14 protein-coding genes are annotated in these 17449 nt (G+C 42.7%); 10 read left to right on the forward strand and 4 right to left on the reverse strand.

Going from position 1 to position 17449, the window contains the following annotated elements; translation table 11 throughout:
• The first annotated feature begins 249 nt into the window (after positions 1-249).
• The 5 genes from bcsE to R7Q11_RS16000 all read left to right on the forward strand — a co-directional run bounded on the left by bcsE (position 250) and on the right by R7Q11_RS16000 (position 5167).
• Positions 250-1833: a cellulose biosynthesis protein BcsE gene (gene bcsE, locus R7Q11_RS15980; RefSeq protein ID WP_053303303.1), complete on the forward strand. Its 1584-nt coding sequence runs from the start codon at positions 250-252 to the stop codon at positions 1831-1833.
• Positions 1830-2006 (forward strand): hypothetical protein, encoded by a 177-nt coding sequence (locus tag R7Q11_RS15985; RefSeq protein WP_225466571.1) that lies wholly within the window; start codon positions 1830-1832, stop codon positions 2004-2006. The genes bcsE and R7Q11_RS15985 overlap by 4 nt, the downstream gene beginning before the upstream one ends.
• Positions 2006-3631 carry a cellulose biosynthesis protein BcsG gene (bcsG, locus tag R7Q11_RS15990; protein WP_161441055.1) on the forward strand — a complete coding sequence of 542 codons (1626 nt, stop codon included), beginning with the start codon at positions 2006-2008 and terminating at the stop codon, positions 3629-3631. Before R7Q11_RS15985 ends, bcsG begins: the two co-directional genes overlap by 1 nt.
• 153 nt (positions 3632-3784) lie before the next feature.
• Complete coding sequence (locus R7Q11_RS15995; protein WP_005382060.1) at positions 3785-4702, forward strand: SPFH domain-containing protein; 918 nt, start codon at positions 3785-3787, stop codon at positions 4700-4702.
• A 3-nt stretch (positions 4703-4705) separates the two neighbouring features.
• A complete protein-coding gene (locus R7Q11_RS16000; protein WP_017634826.1) occupies positions 4706-5167 on the forward strand; it encodes an NfeD family protein in 462 nt (153 codons plus the stop codon).
• A gap of 840 nt (positions 5168-6007) precedes the next feature.
• On the opposite strand, the gene R7Q11_RS16005 is transcribed toward R7Q11_RS16000, so the two are convergent.
• The 3 genes from R7Q11_RS16005 to zipA all read right to left on the reverse strand — a co-directional run bounded on the left by R7Q11_RS16005 (position 6008) and on the right by zipA (position 10987).
• Positions 6008-7417: a hypothetical protein gene (locus tag R7Q11_RS16005; protein WP_005382055.1), complete on the reverse strand. Its 1410-nt coding sequence runs from the start codon at positions 7415-7417 to the stop codon at positions 6008-6010.
• 510 nt (positions 7418-7927) lie between these two features.
• Positions 7928-9940 (reverse strand): NAD-dependent DNA ligase LigA, encoded by a 2013-nt coding sequence (gene ligA / locus R7Q11_RS16010; RefSeq protein WP_017819968.1) that lies wholly within the window; start codon positions 9938-9940, stop codon positions 7928-7930.
• A 90-nt stretch (positions 9941-10030) separates the two neighbouring features.
• Positions 10031-10987 carry a cell division protein ZipA gene (gene zipA / locus R7Q11_RS16015; protein ID WP_017819969.1) on the reverse strand — a complete coding sequence of 319 codons (957 nt, stop codon included), beginning with the start codon at positions 10985-10987 and terminating at the stop codon, positions 10031-10033.
• A 251-nt stretch (positions 10988-11238) separates the two neighbouring features.
• Between zipA and cysZ the strand changes: the two genes are divergently transcribed.
• The 5 genes from cysZ (at position 11239) to crr (ending at position 16169) form a co-directional block, all read left to right on the forward strand.
• Positions 11239-11982 carry a sulfate transporter CysZ gene (gene cysZ, locus R7Q11_RS16020; protein WP_025767003.1) on the forward strand — a complete coding sequence of 248 codons (744 nt, stop codon included), beginning with the start codon at positions 11239-11241 and terminating at the stop codon, positions 11980-11982.
• A 164-nt stretch (positions 11983-12146) separates the two neighbouring features.
• Complete coding sequence (gene cysK, locus R7Q11_RS16025; protein WP_005382045.1) at positions 12147-13115, forward strand: cysteine synthase A; 969 nt, start codon at positions 12147-12149, stop codon at positions 13113-13115.
• Positions 13116-13415: 300 nt separating this feature from the next.
• Entirely contained in the window at positions 13416-13673 is a 258-nt protein-coding gene (locus R7Q11_RS16030; protein ID WP_005382043.1) for an HPr family phosphocarrier protein, read from the forward strand.
• Between the two features lie 140 nt (positions 13674-13813).
• A complete protein-coding gene (gene ptsI / locus R7Q11_RS16035; protein ID WP_005389298.1) occupies positions 13814-15538 on the forward strand; it encodes a phosphoenolpyruvate-protein phosphotransferase PtsI in 1725 nt (574 codons plus the stop codon).
• A gap of 121 nt (positions 15539-15659) precedes the next feature.
• Positions 15660-16169, forward strand: a complete 510-nt coding sequence (crr, locus tag R7Q11_RS16040; RefSeq protein ID WP_005382041.1) for a PTS glucose transporter subunit IIA — start codon at positions 15660-15662, stop codon at positions 16167-16169.
• 96 nt (positions 16170-16265) lie between these two features.
• Here the strand turns inward: crr and R7Q11_RS16045 are convergent, their stop codons facing one another.
• On the reverse strand, positions 16266-17390 hold the full coding sequence (locus R7Q11_RS16045; protein ID WP_225466572.1) for a flagellin: 1125 nt from the start codon (positions 17388-17390) through the stop codon (positions 16266-16268).
• Positions 17391-17449 lie beyond the last annotated feature (59 nt).

The raw sequence follows: 17449 nt of genomic DNA on the forward strand, positions 1-17449 counted from the left end.
TTACCATCCATTTAATACACATAAGAAATTTAAATATTTTAAATGAGAATCATAGACTTAGAGACTATTGATTTTAAACTCATAAACATCATGTGAAGCACATGCTATAACTATTTTAATTTCTGATCAATTTCGTTTAATATCTTAGCGTCATTTTCTTGTCACTAAGAAAATCAAAATTGTAACGATTAGCATACAACGGATTGTGAGCTTCACAAAACACATTAAGTTATTGATTTAAGGCTCTTTATGTCATCACTCTCTGAATCATCTGCTATTAAAAACGAACGAGAGATAAACTCTGTTTATGTAAACTTATTTACTCATAAACAGATGCTTATTGATTATTTGTTCAGTACACTACCGGAAAATGACAACACTTCACTTACAAGCTTTACAGACAAAGAAACTTTTTTGTCCACATTGAATGATGAAGCCTTAATGAAATTCAATGACTTATCTAAAACCCACCTTGAACAGTGTTTTTTTCTTAGTCATAAATTCACAAAAAAAACACCCAAAGCTATAAATCTTGCTAAAGACATTCACCAAACGAACATAAAGAAGTTTTCTACATGTCTATTAGTTGTTCCAGACTCGCTACTATCATCAACTAATGATGATTTTATAAGTGTCTTTCTACAAAGCTTAAATGAGCTGGCAAATAATAAAAAAATCACTATTAGTGTTTGTATATATGGGCATCTGACGACTTCACTATTAAAGCCCATTCTTATTTCTCATAATAGACACATTGCAGGTTTGGCGACCATGACATCATTAGATGACGCTCGCTACTGCTATCTTGTGGATTTTTGGTCCAATAAACACGGTGTAATTACCCAACACGAATACATTCTCACTAAAACTAAAGATAAAACACTAAAAGCAACGTCTTACGAAACGCATCAATCTCATGTCATGCCAGAAGACAAATCGGATAGCGATAGAATCTATGTCAGCAGAAGAGCTTTCAGAGAAAGCGTGAAAGCCCCAAAAGGGATGCGTGTGGCAGAGAGCAATCAAGGACTCATAGCGATGCTAGACAACCCTCGCTCTTCAACTATTGTTTTCAGCTGTGATAACCAAAGCGAAGTTCAACAGATCGCGTTAGATTGCTACCGTTTAAGGTCCGCGTATGGCCGTCAGCTAAAGATTATTGTCAGGGAGACCCAACAATGTCTGAGATATGCAGATGAAAAGTTCTTACTTCGCTCGGGGGCAAACTTCATTTCTCACGCGCAAATCCCCCCAATGCGCTTTATGACTCAGGTTGAAGCAATTCAAGGCCAGATGCTTACACGCCCAATTCCTGACAGTTTAGAGGCGCTCTTAAAGTATGACCTTAAGTTTGGTAGCAAAGGCTACTTACAAAACCAGGACTTTAGCCAATACTGTATTGACGTCATTTCCCACTCAACACACTCAAATGTGAACTTTGCGCTTATCAAGCTGAACTTATTACCAGGTATGACGGCAGAGGAATGTTTACGTCTTTGCCATATTCGAAGAGATGGCGACGTTGTGACAGCCTGCAACAAAGCTCTATATGTCTTGTTCAGTGCTATTCGACATAGCGATATTGATATTGCACTCAACAATATATTTGAGTTCCCAGTGAGAGACTTATTTCATTCAACTCACACGTTTGATACTCAATTAGATATCGAAACAGAGTTAAAATTCATCGTTCAAGATGAAGCCGTCATATCCGACGACGTTTCAGCTCTGGCGACAGAGAGGAAAATATTCCATACCGCCACTAACTCCATTACTGATGTTCCTCCTTTGTTTGCTGTGAAAAAAACCATCGAGCTCAAGGAGCGTTCATGAATATTAACGATTTTTTACTGACCGTGATTATCAACTCAGGTATTGGCCTACTCCTAGGATACTTTATCCGTGACCTAGTAAACGCTACCCGACGCTTTTACCACAAGCACTTAAAACGCTCGCGCTATTTTGAGCTAGATACATCAGCCACTAATACTAAGAAGCTTAAGTAATGATATCGCATTCTCATGACTCTACCCCCTCTACTATAGGATTGGGCTGGTGGAATATTTACTTTATCGCAAAAACAGCGCTCTATTTTCAAGGAATCATCGATTTCCATCCAATAGAAAACTTTGCGCTGTTGATCTTCATCCTGCTTCCTATCTCGATGAAAAGCCTAAATGCGGTACGTCATATCGTTGTATTTGTCGCCGCAGCGTGGCTCTTGCATTACGATTCTTACCTACCTCCTCTAGACCGTCTTTGGGCTCAAGCGGGACAGTTAATGCAGTTTGAATTGAGTTATCTGGTCGAGCTTTTGGGACGATTTTTATCATTCCAAGCAATACTCGGATTGCTCGCTTTGTGTGGTGCGTACTTTATTTTGAGCAAGTTCGTTAGAGTTTCAGTCTTTGTGGTTATTGCGATGGTCTATATAAGTATTCCTATGACGACTGAACCTCAGACAACAGTGGCTGCAGAAGTAGCTCAACAACAGCCGACAACCGAGGTTACTGCTAGCAAACAACCTCAAATAACGGAAATTAATGATGCCAGTTTCAACACGTTAACTGCAGATTTCTTTTCTAAAGAAGCTTCTCGACGTGTGGCATTCGATACCAACAGCGTAATGGATGCTCCTTTCGATTTGTTGTTCTTGAGTATTTGCTCGGTCGCGTGGGATGACATCGAAATTGCAGGACTGGCCGATCATCCTCTATTCAAAGAATTTGACATCATGTTCGACAACTTTAGCTCTGCAACGTCATACAGCGGGCCTGCGGTCATTCGTCTGTTACGAGCCAATTGTGGTCAACAGGAACACAGTCAACTGTTCCAGCCAGCACCATCAAAGCAGTGCTACTTGTTCGAAAGTTTGAAAGAGCTAGGCTTCACAGAAAATTTACTGATGAACCACAATGGTGTCTTTGATAGCTTCCTTGAATTGATCAAAAAAGACGGCGACTTACAAGCGGCTCTTATGTCTCAAGAAGACTTAACTCCTTACCAAAAATCTTTTGATGGCTCTTCGATCTTCCGCGATAAGCAAGTATTGGATAACTGGTGGCAGCAAAGACTTAACAGTAGTGACGACAAAGTCGTGGCACTCTACAACTCAATTTCACTACATGATGGCAACAGGATCATCAATGCGAATTCAAGCACATCTATTGCTAGCTACAAAATGCGCCTTAAGAATTTGCTTGATGATCTCCACGCGTTCTTTAAAACCTTAGAGTCCTCAAAACGCAACATCGTTGTCGCTTTGGTACCAGAACATGGTGGTGGAATGCGAGGAGACCGCATGCAAATTTCGGGTATGCGAGAAATTCCTGCACCGACAATCATTCATACACCGGTAGGAATTAAAATCTTCGGAGAAGGAATTCAGCGTCAGGGCGACACCGAACACGTAAGCGAGCCATCTAGCTATCTGGCATTGTCGCAGCTCGTTTCGAATATCCTGGATAAAAACATTTATCAAAGTAAGACGTTTAGCCCTTCAATATTGACAGAGAACCTACCAGAAACACGAGTTGTCGCGCAGAACTCAGGCTCTACTGTGATTGAAGTACAAGGGAAATATTATGTTTCTCTTGATGGTTCAAGTTGGATTGAATACCCCGCAAAATAGCGAGAGTAAAACCATGCAATGACAAAGGCCGGTGTTTCCGGCCTTTGTCATATAAAAAACCAATAACCTCTCAAAGGTCTCAGAACTTCAATTGTCTATTGTCTATAAATAGGTAAAAATGGATCGAATATTATGCACTTAAGGGAATAACTCATGCCAATTGATTCACTGATCACCATCGGTATTTTCGTCGTTCTTGCTGTCGTTATCTTATCTTCAGCCATTAAAACGGTTCCGCAAGGAAACAACTGGACAGTTGAACGCTTCGGACGCTACACCCACACATTAAAGCCGGGTTTAAACTTGATCATTCCATTCGTTGATAAAGTTGGTCAAAAAGTAAACATGATGGAGCGCGTTCTCGATATTCCTGCGCAAGAGGTCATTTCAAAAGATAACGCTAACGTGGTTATTGACGCTGTCGGATTTGTTCAAGTGATCGATGCTGCAAAAGCGGCTTATGAAGTCAACGACTTAGAACACGCTATTAGAAACTTGACCCTTACGAACATTCGTACCGTTTTAGGTTCAATGGAACTGGACGAAATGCTGAGCCAACGCGACATGATCAACTCTAAGCTGTTGGCGATTGTTGACCAAGCAACAAACCCTTGGGGCGTAAAAGTCACACGAATTGAGATTAAAGATGTCCAGCCACCAGCCGATCTGACCGCTGCAATGAATGCGCAAATGAAAGCCGAGCGTAATAAGCGTGCGGAAATTCTTGAAGCAGAAGGGGTTCGCCAAGCTGAGATATTAAAGGCCGAAGGTCATAAACAATCAGAGATATTAAAAGCTGAAGGCGAAAAGCAGTCTGCTATTCTCCATGCAGAAGCACGTGAGCGTGCCGCGCAAGCAGAAGCAAAAGCGACTTACATGGTTTCCGAAGCCATTGCAAAAGGTGACATGCAAGCCGTCAATTACTTCATTGCACAGGGTTATACCGAAGCGATCAAGAGCATTGGTCAAGCCGAAAATGGTAAAATCATTATGCTTCCATTAGAAGCAACCGGACTAATGGGCTCGGTTGCAGGGATAGCAGAAATGTTTAAACAGCAAGATAAAGAATAATTTATGGACTTTTTTAGTTTGTTGGAAGGTATCTCTTTCTGGCATTGGCTAGCGTTTGGCTTTGCTCTTTTAGCAGTTGAGCTACTTGGTACCGCAGGGTATTTTCTCTGGCTCGGGATGTCTGCACTTATCGTTGGAGCACTCATGACCGTTTTGCCAATGAGCTGGCAATTGCAATGGCTTTGCTTTGCAAGCTTCAGCTTAATCACCACCTGGCTTTGGTGGCGACGACAATGGTCTAAAGACAAGCAAGAAGACCAAGAAAGAGATCTGAACCAAAAGTACAAGCAGTTAATTGGGCGTACTCTTATCCTTGAAGAAGACTTTTCCGTCGGGCTCAATCGCATCAAGGTAGCCGATACCACATGGTCCGCACAATCGGATCAAGCACTTCCAGCCGGTACCCGCGTAAGAATCACCGATGTTGAAGGTATTATTTTAATCATTGAGCCTGATTCTAATTAATTTATGCCAAAGTAATGGGGCAAATCATGCTCCATTACTTTAATCTAAACAACTGCTTTCATTTCATTACCTTAATTAAAATCGAGAAAAAAATAAGTATTAGTAATATTATTAATACCCTACCTACCATTTCCTATTATTTAATTATTCAACACACGACAATCAATAAGATAGAAATATATCTAGGTAAATTATCGATCTAAATTTATTTTAAAAAATAAAACTTTATTGAATTATTTTTTGATCTTTTTATCCTCGGATACATACTTAACGCATAAGCATTTAAGTTGAGTGCTTTTTATTTGGTAAGTAAGAGGATGTACTATGAATAAGCTTCTCTTTTTAATGTTGTGCGGTATTTTTTCTTTTTCTTCCTTTGCCTACAACAACGGAAACGGCGGTACAACTAATTTGGGACCTATAGTCGAATGTAAGATGCCAAGTGGCGACGTTACGAATATTCCAAGTGAAATGTGTCGATTTAGAGGTGGGGAATGGGAATAGTAAAGAAGTAAGAGCTTAGTTTGATATAATAGCCCTATTCAACCTTGCCTTTCTGCGTAGTCACGGTTTATACAAGCACGTAGATATTTAAAGTTTATATTAAGGTGATTATTATGAGATTTTTATCTGGTCTATTAGTAATATCTTTTGCCATAATTCCGTTAACCACTCATGCTAATGGTGCATCCGGTGGTCGTACGTTAGGCCCAGAGATAAAGTGTGAGTTGCCAAACGGTAATGTACATATGTTGCCACCGTTATATTGCAAAATATACGACGGCCGAGAAGTGAAATAGAAAAGGAGCCTAGCGGCTCCTTTTATTATCTAATTAAGTATTAGTGGAAGCTGTAAGGGATAAGAACTTGTAGACGTAAGTCTGTTTCATCCGCATCGCCAGCACCTGCGTACTCATCACGTTCTAGGATTGTACCGTGTAAACGAATGGTAGAACCTTTAAGCGCGCCACTTTGTAGTGAGTAAGATACTGTTGCGTTAACTGCGTATTCGCTTTCGTAATCCCAGTCACCTGATGCTCCGCTTGCTGCAGAGTCAGCGCCAGTACCGTAACCAAAGCCTAGGTAGTAGTTCCAGCCGTTACCTTGGTTGTAAGATAGACGGTTGTACCATGCTAGCTCACCCGCTTTGTTCCAGTCAGACAGCGCGTCCCACCACTGAGACCAAGTACCATTGTTCATACCATATGTATGAATAGTACGAGGAACGAAGTCCGCACGGTTATCTGTGTCTGTGTAGCGCAACTCAGACATCCAAGCTAGCTTGCCGAAAGATTGATTCAAAGATAGACCAGTGTGGAAACCTAGACCATCGTATTTCACATCATCGTCAACACCGTAGAAATCAAATGCTAGAGTTGTACGGTCACTAACAGTGTACTTCAAGTAAGCCTTGTAAGAAGTGTTGTCAGTTTCGTTGTGGTAGCTAGTTACTTGACCTGCACCCCAGTCAACACCATTTGCATATTGAACGCCAGTAGCTTGACCCAAACCAAGTTGCATAAACAAGCTGTCAGTTAGGTTACCGTTTAGGCCTAGAGAGTGTAGGTAGCTCCATGAAGTGTCAGACCAAAGCGCTGGTGCGTAATCATCTTCGTGAAGCAGCCAAGGTGCTGTAAATTGGTCTGCGCCAAAGTAGCTTAGGTTGAAATCACCAAGTTTAGCGTTTAGTTCGAAACCACGGTAAGTACCAGGTACAAAGCTCCAAACGTTACCGATTGTACCGTTACCACCAGCCTGTAACATACCGAAACGAGCATTAAAGTTTTCGTTTGCTTTGAATTTCAGCGCTGCTTTGTAAACTTTAAGCTGCTGACCATCACCTGCACCCCAGTCTAGGTTGTTACAAGTTGAGATTTCGTTACATAGGTAGCCTTCGTTTGAATTGTAAAGACTATCGTTGTAAAGATCGCCAGAGTAGTAAGCCGCAACATCTGCGCCCACCCAACCATCGTGGTAGCCAGAAGTGAAGTCTAAAATTGCGTTGTAAGAAGAGTAGTTTAGACGACTCCAACGGTCACCATTTTCACCGCCGGGCTTACCTGTTGTACGAGTTCGTGAACGAGTATCAACTATGAATAATGCATTCAGACTTGAGTCTTGCATAAATTCGTTCACTTTCTCTACGTACTCGCCACCTGCTGCACTTTCAGTAGACGCTGTAGCTGGAGCGACAGCAACAACACCAAACATTGCTGCGGTTAACGCTGAAACCTTAAAAAATTTGTCCATGGAAAAACTCCTAAAAATGGATATAGCTGTATTTTTCTATCTCACCTTTAGTTGGCCGCCGAAGGAGAGAAGTAAATTCCTGATCAAACCTCATTATTTCTAATTTGGCTTTTTTTAGTTCCTGCATACACACCGTGTATCCACGTGATTAAGACTAACTTCGCAGCTAAAAACATCCAAATGGAACTTATTTTTTTTCTAAAAAAATATGAGCCACTCCAAAGTTCCATATAACTTATTGATCCAGATCTTATTTTTAACAACACCAACACAACTCAACAAAATATCATTTAAAATCAAACATTTAAATTTAGCCTGAAAGTATCAACTTGAAGTCACTCGCAGACTAAAAAAGCCAAAAAAACCAATACCCCAAGGTTCGATCTTGATCACTGAAAAGAACAAAGGCATCAATTACTCAATAAAAAAACACTTAATTATGAACAAGAAAAAGCCCCGCATGCTTACCATACGGGGCTTTTAGTTATTTTTTAGCTTTTTTGAGAAGACTTAATTCATCAATTCGAGTAAGTCTTGTTCTGTTTTAATTTCGATACCCAGTTCTTGTGCCTTTGCGAGCTTCGAACCTGCATTTTCACCAGCAAACAAAATATCGGTTTTCTTAGAAACACTACCCGTCACTTTAGCCCCCAGTGCTTGGAGGGCTTCTTTGGCTTCTGTACGCCCCAGTTGAGAAAGTGTTCCCGTTAATACTACTGTTTTACCTTCTAATGGTAATTCCCCCACCTGCTCAGTAGTATTAATCTCTGGCCAATGAATTCCTTGTTCAAGCAAATCTTTAACCACCGCTTGGTTCTGTTCTTCACTAAAGAAAGTCGTAATATGTTGAGCAACCACAGCACCGATGTCTTGCACTTCAATCAACTGCTCTTCGGTAGCATTTTGGATCGCTCCCAACGTTTTAAAGTGCATTGCTAAGTTTGCTGCGGTTGCCTCGCCAACTTCACGGATCCCCAGTGAATACAAAAACCGAGGTAAAGTTGTTTCTTTGGATTTTTCTAACGCATTCACAATATTCTGCGCAGACTTTGGCCCCATGCGATCTAGTACGGTTAAAATCCCCGCTGATAACTTAAATAAGTCAGCAGGAGTTTTCACCATCTCACGATCAACAAGCTGCTCGATCACTTTATCGCCTAAACCGTCAACGTCTAACGCTTTACGAGAAACAAAGTGTTTTAGCGCTTGTTTGCGTTGGGCTTGGCAAACTAAGCCCCCCATACAACGTGTTACCGCTTCTCCTTCGATCCGCTCAACATGCGAACCACAAACAGGACACTGAGTTGGGAAAACAATATCTCGAGCTGTTTCTGGTCGACGCTCTTTGATGACAGAAACGACTTGCGGAATAACATCGCCAGCACGGCGGATCACAACGTGATCACCAATCTTGACTTGCAGACGTTCTATCTCATCTGCGTTATGAAGCGTCGCATTACTTACCGTTACCCCACCAACAAATACAGGCTCTAGTTTAGCAACAGGTGTAATCGCACCAGTGCGACCGACTTGGAACTCCACTTCATTCAGTGTCGTCATTTCTTCCTGAGCTGGAAATTTGTAGGCAATCGCCCAACGTGGAGCGCGAGCAACAAAACCCAGACGCTCTTGCACGGCAATATCGTCAATTTTAATAACGACACCATCGATCTCATAAGGGAGGGCATCACGACGCTGCAATATATCTTGGTAGTAAGCTTTTACATCCGCCAAGCTTTCAACTCGCTTAGTTTCCGGACACATTGGCAGTCCCCAAGATTTGATTTGCAAAAAGCGTTCGTAATGACTTGCTGCCAATTCTGCACCTTGCACCACGCCTACACTGTATGCATAGAAGCTAAGCGGACGAGAAGCCGTAATACGTGAATCCAATTGTCGTAAGCTACCTGCCGCAGCGTTACGTGGATTAACAAAGATTTTCTCGCCTTTCTTCCTTGCTAATTCATTGAGCTTTTCAAACCCAGCTTTCGGCATAAAGACTTCACCACGAACTTCAAGACGATTTGGCCAGTCATTACCTCTGAGTTTTAAAGGAATAGCTTTAATCGTACGCACATTCTCTGTGATGTTTTCACCCGTAGTACCATCGCCTCGAGTGGCCGCCTGAACTAAAACGCCATTCTCATATAACAAACTTACGGCGAGTCCATCCAATTTAGGCTCACAACAGTATTCTTTCACACTCTGGCTGCCCACGCGCTCTTGTGCGCGCTTGTGGAAACTATCGAGTTCACTATCATCAAACGCGTTATCAAGCGAAAGCATCGGTACTTCATGTGTCACTTGGCTAAACGCAGAGAGAGGTTGCCCACCGACACGTTGGCTTGGCGAGTCTACGGTTATTAAGTCAGGGTTCTCAGCTTCAATATCCAGTAACTCTCGCATTAAACGGTCGTACTCGGCATCAGGGATCTCTGGGTTATCTTCCACGTAGTAACGCACAGCGTGGTAATGCAACGACTCTTTTAGTTCTTCTAGTCGCTGAAGTACTGATTCAGACATAGTAAAGCCCCGTGTATTTTCAATCGGTGAGGTTGGGAAATCCAAGAAAAAGGGCTCCATCCGGAGCCCTATTATTATTTGCTGTTAAGATTATGCGTTAGCGGCATTAAACTCAACTATTTGACGTCGATAAGATGCTAAACGATCTGGCGTCATTAAGTTGCGCTGGTCATCAAGTACGTTACCACCTAAGTCATCAGCAATTTGCTGCGCAGTTCGGAGCATTAAGTTGAAGTTCTGTTCAGCCTCGCCATAACAAGGCAATGTCATGAAGAATGAAATACCCTTCGTTGTAAACTCAGCAGGATCAGCATGTTCAAACGTACCAGGGTGCATCATATTAGCGACGCTAAACAGCACTTTGCCGTTACCGGACAAGTCGACATGACGATGGAAAATATCCATCTCGCCATAAATTAGACCGTTTTGTTGCATACTTTCAAATAAAGCAGTACCAACAAATGGCTCTTCACCAGCACAGTGCACATTCAATACAATCACTTGCATTTCAGGTTCTGGCTTTGGCTCTTCCTTAGGCTCTGCAACGACAGGCTCACTAACCGTTTCGACTTGCTGTTCTTTCTCCGTAATATCAAACGCGGCGGGAATAACTTCTTCTTCCACAGCAGGCTGGAATGGCTCTTCAGCTACTGTTGCTTGAACAACAGGCTCAACGTCCTCTTCTTTATCTTTTTCTGCAACAAATGAAGGGATGTCATCCGGCTCCTGCTGCGTCTGTTTGACTTCAGATGGACCACCGAATAACGGGTCAGATTCAAACTTGTTGTCGAAAGAACTCGCCATCCCAAAATCTGGTTCTTTGCGATCTTTGCGAATGATCTCAAAGTCATCTTCAGGAGCGGGAGCGAAGTCCCGTTCTTTCTCAACAAGATCATTTTTGTCTTCTTGGTCAACATCCAGCTTACCAAGTGGCTTGTTACCAAACTTTGCTTTGCCTTCTTTTTTACTGCTCCATAAACCATGAAACAGTAATGCCGCGATGGCTAATGCGCCAACAACAATGAGTACGAATCGCAATTCCTGCATTATTTACTCTCAATATACTTGTTTTTACTACTCGCAGTTCCTTGAGCAGCAACCCAAGTGCAATAAATCTGAATGATACGTTTACTTTACCAAAACTATATGTAGATTTAGAACAACTTAATGCAAGAAGTTCCGTTTTTTGTTGTGATTCTTGCCACGATTCCACTTAACAAGACGTCATTTGTCAGGGCTTTGAAAGAAAAGTCCTCACAGGTACAATGAGTTTTCATTTACACGAAGCCAAAATAGACATGAAGAAAAACAATCAGCAGAGAACCGGGTTCGGTTATTTTCTATACGGGATACAATTGGCACTAGCCCCTAAAATCAGGCGCTTTGTCATCTTACCTCTACTTGCAAATATCTTGCTTGTAGGTGGTGCCATCTTCTATCTATTTTCAAACCTTAATATATGGATAGAAGGCTGGATTGGGCAGCTGCCTGAGTTTTTATCCTGGTTAACTTACATTCTTTGGCCTTTACTCGCTCTAACGATACTCGCTACCTTCTCCTATTTTTTCAGCACGCTCGCGAACTTTATCGCCGCGCCATTCAATGGCCTCTTGGCTGAAAAAGTGGAAGAGTACTTAACGGGACAAAAAGTAAATGATGATGGTTTCACTGCCGTCCTGAAAGATGTTCCTCGCGTTTTAGCTCGTGAGTGGAGAAAGCTCCTTTACATTTTACCTAAAGCAATAGGCCTATTCCTGTTATTGCTCATCCCTGCCCTTGGACAAACAGTAGGCCCATTTTTATGGTTTATCTTTACCGCCTGGATGCTCGCGATTCAATATTGTGACTACCCGTTTGATAACCACAAAATCCCATTTAACGACATGCGTTACAAATTGAAACAAAAGCAAGGTAAGGCCTATGGCTTTGGGGTATTGGTGTCTGTATTTACGACGATCCCAATTTTGAACCTCATTGTCATGCCTGTAGCAATATGTGGTGCAACCGCTATGTGGGTCGCGGAGTTTAAGCACCAACGATAGTCGATTAGAGATTAAGGAAAGGGATCAGCGCCAGCTTTTCCCTTTTCTTTTATCAAGTTCTGGGCCAACCTAATAAGATATAACTTTTTAATCCTTTTCCCTTTTTTTCATACCGCATATTCTTCTATCCATATTCACACAACGTGTAATGAAGGAACATCACTATGAGCAAAATCTACGAAGATAACTCTCTTACTATTGGTAATACACCTCTCGTTCGTCTAAACAAAGTAAGTAAAGGCAAAGTTCTCGCGAAAATTGAAGCGCGTAACCCTAGCTTCAGTGTTAAGTGCCGTATCGGTGCAAACATGATTTGGGAAGCAGAGAAAGCGGGCCTTCTTAAGCCAGGTGTAGAGCTTGTAGAACCTACCAGTGGTAACACAGGTGTTGCTCTAGCATTCGTAGCGGCTGCTCGCGGTTACAAGCTAACATTGACCATGCCTGAATCAATGAGCCTAGAACGCCGTAAGCTACTAAAAGCACTAGGCGCGAACCTTGAGCTGACTGAAGCGGCGAAAGGCATGAAAGGGGCGATTGCTAAAGCAGAAGAAATCGTAGCAAGCAACCCTGAGAAGTACCTACTTCTTCAACAATTTGACAACCCAGCGAACCCAGAAATCCACGAAAAGACTACGGGCCCTGAGATTTGGGAAGCGACAGACGGTGAAATCGACGTATTCGTTGCTGGTGTTGGTACGGGCGGTACTATCACAGGTACAAGCCGTTACATCAAAGGTGAAAAAGGCAAAGCCATCACTTCTGTTGCAGTTGAGCCAGCAGAGTCTCCGGTTATTGCACAAGCACTTGCTGGCGAAGAAATCCAACCTGCCCCACACAAAATTCAAGGTATCGGTGCTGGTTTCATCCCTGGTAACCTCGATTTAGACATTATTGACCGTGTTGAGCAAGTTACCTCAGAAGAAGCGATTGAGATGGCTCGTCGCCTAATGGAAGAGGAAGGTATCCTAGCTGGTATCTCATCTGGCGCAGCGGTTGTTGCAGCGAACCGACTTGCAGAACTACCTGAATTTGAAGGAAAAACAATTGTAACTGTCTTGCCAAGTTCCGGTGAGCGTTACCTAAGTACAGCACTCTTTGCAGGTATCTTTACCGAAAAAGAGAACCAACAATAATATGTGTTCAAATCAATTTTTAGTTTAAAAAAGCCCCGTTTAGGGGCTTTTTTGTTGATCCCTGCCCTACCTTTGGTAATATCAGGGTGTTTTATTTCTAGCTTCAAAATAAAGAAGCAGAACACAAAAAGGTTTCAAAGTGATTACGCACGCAAACAGTTGCGTAGTTACCAAACTTTTGACTAGTATCAGAACTGACGCGCTTTGAACTCTTCCCGTGCTAGCGCACAAGATGTAAAGCAGTTAAGCTAAAATCTGGTCACAAACTAACAAAAAAATACATTTATTGGGGTATATCACATGTACGAGAAGCAAGTAGAAATCACAGCAGAAAACGGCCTTCACACTCGTCCAGCTGCACAGTTTGTTAAAGAAGCAAAAGCATTCGACGCAGACATCACTGTGACTTCTAACGGTAAAAGCGCTAGCGCTAAGAGCCTGTTCAAACTACAAACACTAGGCCTAGTAAAAGGTACTCAAGTTACTATTTCTGCTGAAGGCCCACAAGCTCAGCAAGCAGTTGACCACCTAGTTGCTCTAATGGACCAACTACACTAATCCGGTCTCCTACTCCAGAAGCCATTTTGTGAAAGCAAAATGGCTTCGTTGGAAATAGGCTCAAAACTAAGCTAAAACTATTCGTTAGCGCACCCATTATTCTCCCGTTTTATAAAGTTGACCAAACTTAAGGTAAGGCTATGATTTCAGGCATCCTAGCATCTCCTGGTATTGCAATCGGTAAAGCACTACTACTTCAAGAAGATGAAATTGTCCTAAACACAAACACTATTTCTGACGATCAAGTAGAAGCTGAAGTTCAGCGTTTCTTTGACGCTCGTAACAAATCTGCAGCTCAGCTAGAAACTATCAAGCAAAAAGCGCTTGAAACGTTTGGCGAAGAAAAAGAAGCGATCTTTGAAGGTCACATCATGCTTCTTGAAGACGAAGAGCTAGAAGAGGAAATCCTAGCACTTATCAAAAACGACAAGATGACTGCTGATCACGCTATCCACTCAGTGATCGAAGAGCAAGCATGTGCTCTTGAGTCTCTAGACGACGAATACTTAAAAGAGCGTGCAACTGACATCCGCGATATCGGTTCTCGTTTTGTTAAGAACGCACTAGGCATCAACATTGTTTCGCTTAGCGATATCAACGAAGAAGTAATTCTTGTTGCTTACGACCTAACGCCATCTGAAACTGCACAAATCAACCTAGACTACGTGCTTGGTTTTGCTTGTGATATCGGCGGTCGTACATCTCACACTTCAATCATGGCTCGCTCACTTGAGCTTCCAGCTATCGTTGGTACTAACGACATCACGAAGAAAGTTAAGAATGGCGACATGCTGATTCTTGACGCAATGAACAACAAGATTGTTGTTAACCCATCAGAAGCTGAGCTAGAAGAAGCGAAAGCGGTTAAAGCAGCATTCCTAGCTGAAAAAGAAGAGCTAGCGAAACTGAAAGACCTACACGCAGAAACGACTGACGGTCACCGTGTAGAAGTTTGCGGTAACATCGGTACAGTGAAAGACTGTGACGGTATCCTTCGTAACGGCGGTGAAGGTGTTGGTCTGTACCGTACTGAATTCCTATTTATGGACCGTACTGCGCTACCAACTGAAGAAGAACAGTACCAAGCGTACAAAGAAGTTGCGGAAGCAATGAACGGTCAAGCTGTGATCATCCGTACTATGGATATCGGCGGCGATAAAGATCTCCCATACATGGATCTTCCAAAAGAGATGAACCCATTCCTAGGTTGGCGTGCTGTACGTATCAGTCTAGATCGTCGTGAAATCCTTCGTGATCAGCTACGTGGCATCCTACGTGCTTCTGCACACGGCAAACTGCGTATCATGTTCCCAATGATCATCTCTGTCGAAGAAATCCGTGAGCTTAAGAAAGCGATCGAAGAGTACAAAGAAGAGCTACGCGCTGAAGGCCACGCGTTCGACGAAAACATCGAAATCGGTGTTATGGTTGAAACTCCTGCTGCTGCTGCGATCGCACACCACTTAGCGAAGGAAGTGTCTTTCTTCTCTATCGGTACAAACGACCTAACTCAGTACACGCTAGCGGTTGACCGTGGTAACGAGATGATTTCTCACCTATACAACCCACTATCACCAGCTGTACTTACAGTGATCAAGCAAGTTATCGACGCTTCTCACGCAGAAGGTAAATGGACTGGTATGTGTGGTGAACTTGCAGGTGACGAGCGTGCAACACTTCTACTTCTAGGTATGGGTCTGGACGAGTTCTCAATGAGCGGCATTTCAATCCCTAAAGTGAAGAAAGTTGTTCGTAACTCTAACTTCGCAGAAGTGAAAGCAATGGCTGAAGAAGCCCTTTCTCTACCGACAGCAGAAGAAATCGAAGCCGTGGTAGAAAAGTTTATTGCTGAGAAAGCTCAGTAATCGGTAGTACCAAGTAATTCAATACTTAATGGCCATTAGACGGCGAAAAAAGTCGTCTAATGAGCTATATTGGTATACTATAATTCGACAGAATAAAACCAAACCTTAGGAGCATGACACAATGGGTCTGTTTGACAAACTTAAGAAGCTTGTATCTGATGACAGCGCTGACGCTGGTGCTATCGAAATCATCGCGCCACTTTCTGGTGAGATTGTAAACATCGAAGACGTGCCAGATGTTGTTTTCGCTGAGAAAATCGTTGGTGACGGTATTGCTATCAAGCCAGCAGGCAACAAAATGGTAGCTCCTGTAAACGGTACTATCGGTAAGATCTTCGAAACTAATCACGCGTTCTCTATCGAGTCTGACGACGGTGTTGAGCTTTTCGTTCACTTCGGTATCGACACAGTTGAACTAAAAGGCGAAGGCTTCACGCGTATCGCTGAAGAAGGTCAAACTGTTAAAGCTGGCGACACTGTAATTGAATTCGATCTAGCTCTTCTAGAAGAGAAAGCGAAGTCAACGCTAACTCCAGTTGTTATCTCTAACATGGACGAAATCAAAGAGCTAAACAAGCTTTCTGGTTCTGTAACTGTTGGTGAAACTCCAGTTCTACGTGTAACTAAGTAATTTTTACTTAATCGAACACGAAAAAACGCTGCCATTGGCAGCGTTTTTTATTACCTGAAATTTTGTTTCTGATCGACTTACATCAATGAAATCCGCTCAGCTAAGTAATCCAAGTGCCGAACTCTGCCTTTGCTTCGCTTGAGCGAGTAATGCAGTTGTCGCATCTTGGAGCACTTGAGAACGCACCATTTCCGTAGATTCTCTTGCGAAGTCTGTATCTCTTATTCGACTCTTGGATTCTGTAACACTCCGATTCACAGTATTTAAGTTATCCATCGAGCCGTTTACACGGTTCTGAAAGCTGCCAATTTCACTCCGGTGCGAATCAACATACTTAATTGCTGCATCAATCACCCCAATTGAAAGCTGCGCCTTACCTGCCGTCGACATATCGATGTCATCCATTGTGACTAATTGACCAGCGCTCACATCAAGCTCATCCGCTAAACTCCCTTCGAGAACCACACCCTCTGGCGCCTTCATCGTAGAAGCGAAGAATTGCAGTTCGTTGTTTTCCGTTACTGAAGCATTCACTATCGATTGTTGAGCATTGATGTAAGTGGCGACCTGTTCTATACGGTCACCCAATTTGAGTCCAATGGATACCGTTTGGGTTTGCCCTTTACTGTCTTGGTATTCGACTTTTAGGGTTTGGTTATCTTTAGTGACTCGCCAATCTTTATCGACCGCATCACCAACATAATGCTGCCCTCCCATCTCTGGGATATGGCTACGCATGTTACGTAACGTCAAAGAGATTGAATTAGCGTTCGCGCCAATATGGAAACTTTGTGAACCGTAAGATCCATCAAACAGGTTTTTATCCGCAAATGTTGTCGTGATCGCGACACGATCAAGCTCATCTTGCAGCGCTACGACCTCATATTGAATACTTTGCCGATCACTTGAGTCATAACTGCCGTTTGCTGCTTGAAGCCCCAGAGAGCGTAAGCGTTGCAATATTTCACTGCTTTCGTGCAATGCTCCCTCCGCTGTTTGAGCAACAGAAAAAGCGTCGTGCGCATTTCTTAAGGCGACATCAAGCCCTCTCGTTTGTACATGGAGAGTATTCGATATCTGTAAACCTGCCGCATCATCGCTCGCCGAGTTGATTCGAAACCCCGAAGTTAGGTTGCGTTGTGACTCAACATTTTGCGCAGCTGCTTGACTCAGGTGTCTCTGCGCCACCATCGCAGAAACATTGGAATTTAAAGAGATCATCTAATCGATATGAATGCCTTATCGAACATACTGTCAGGACACATCTGAATCGTTATAGC

The sequence above is a fragment of the Vibrio sp. 970 genome (assembly GCF_033339075.1).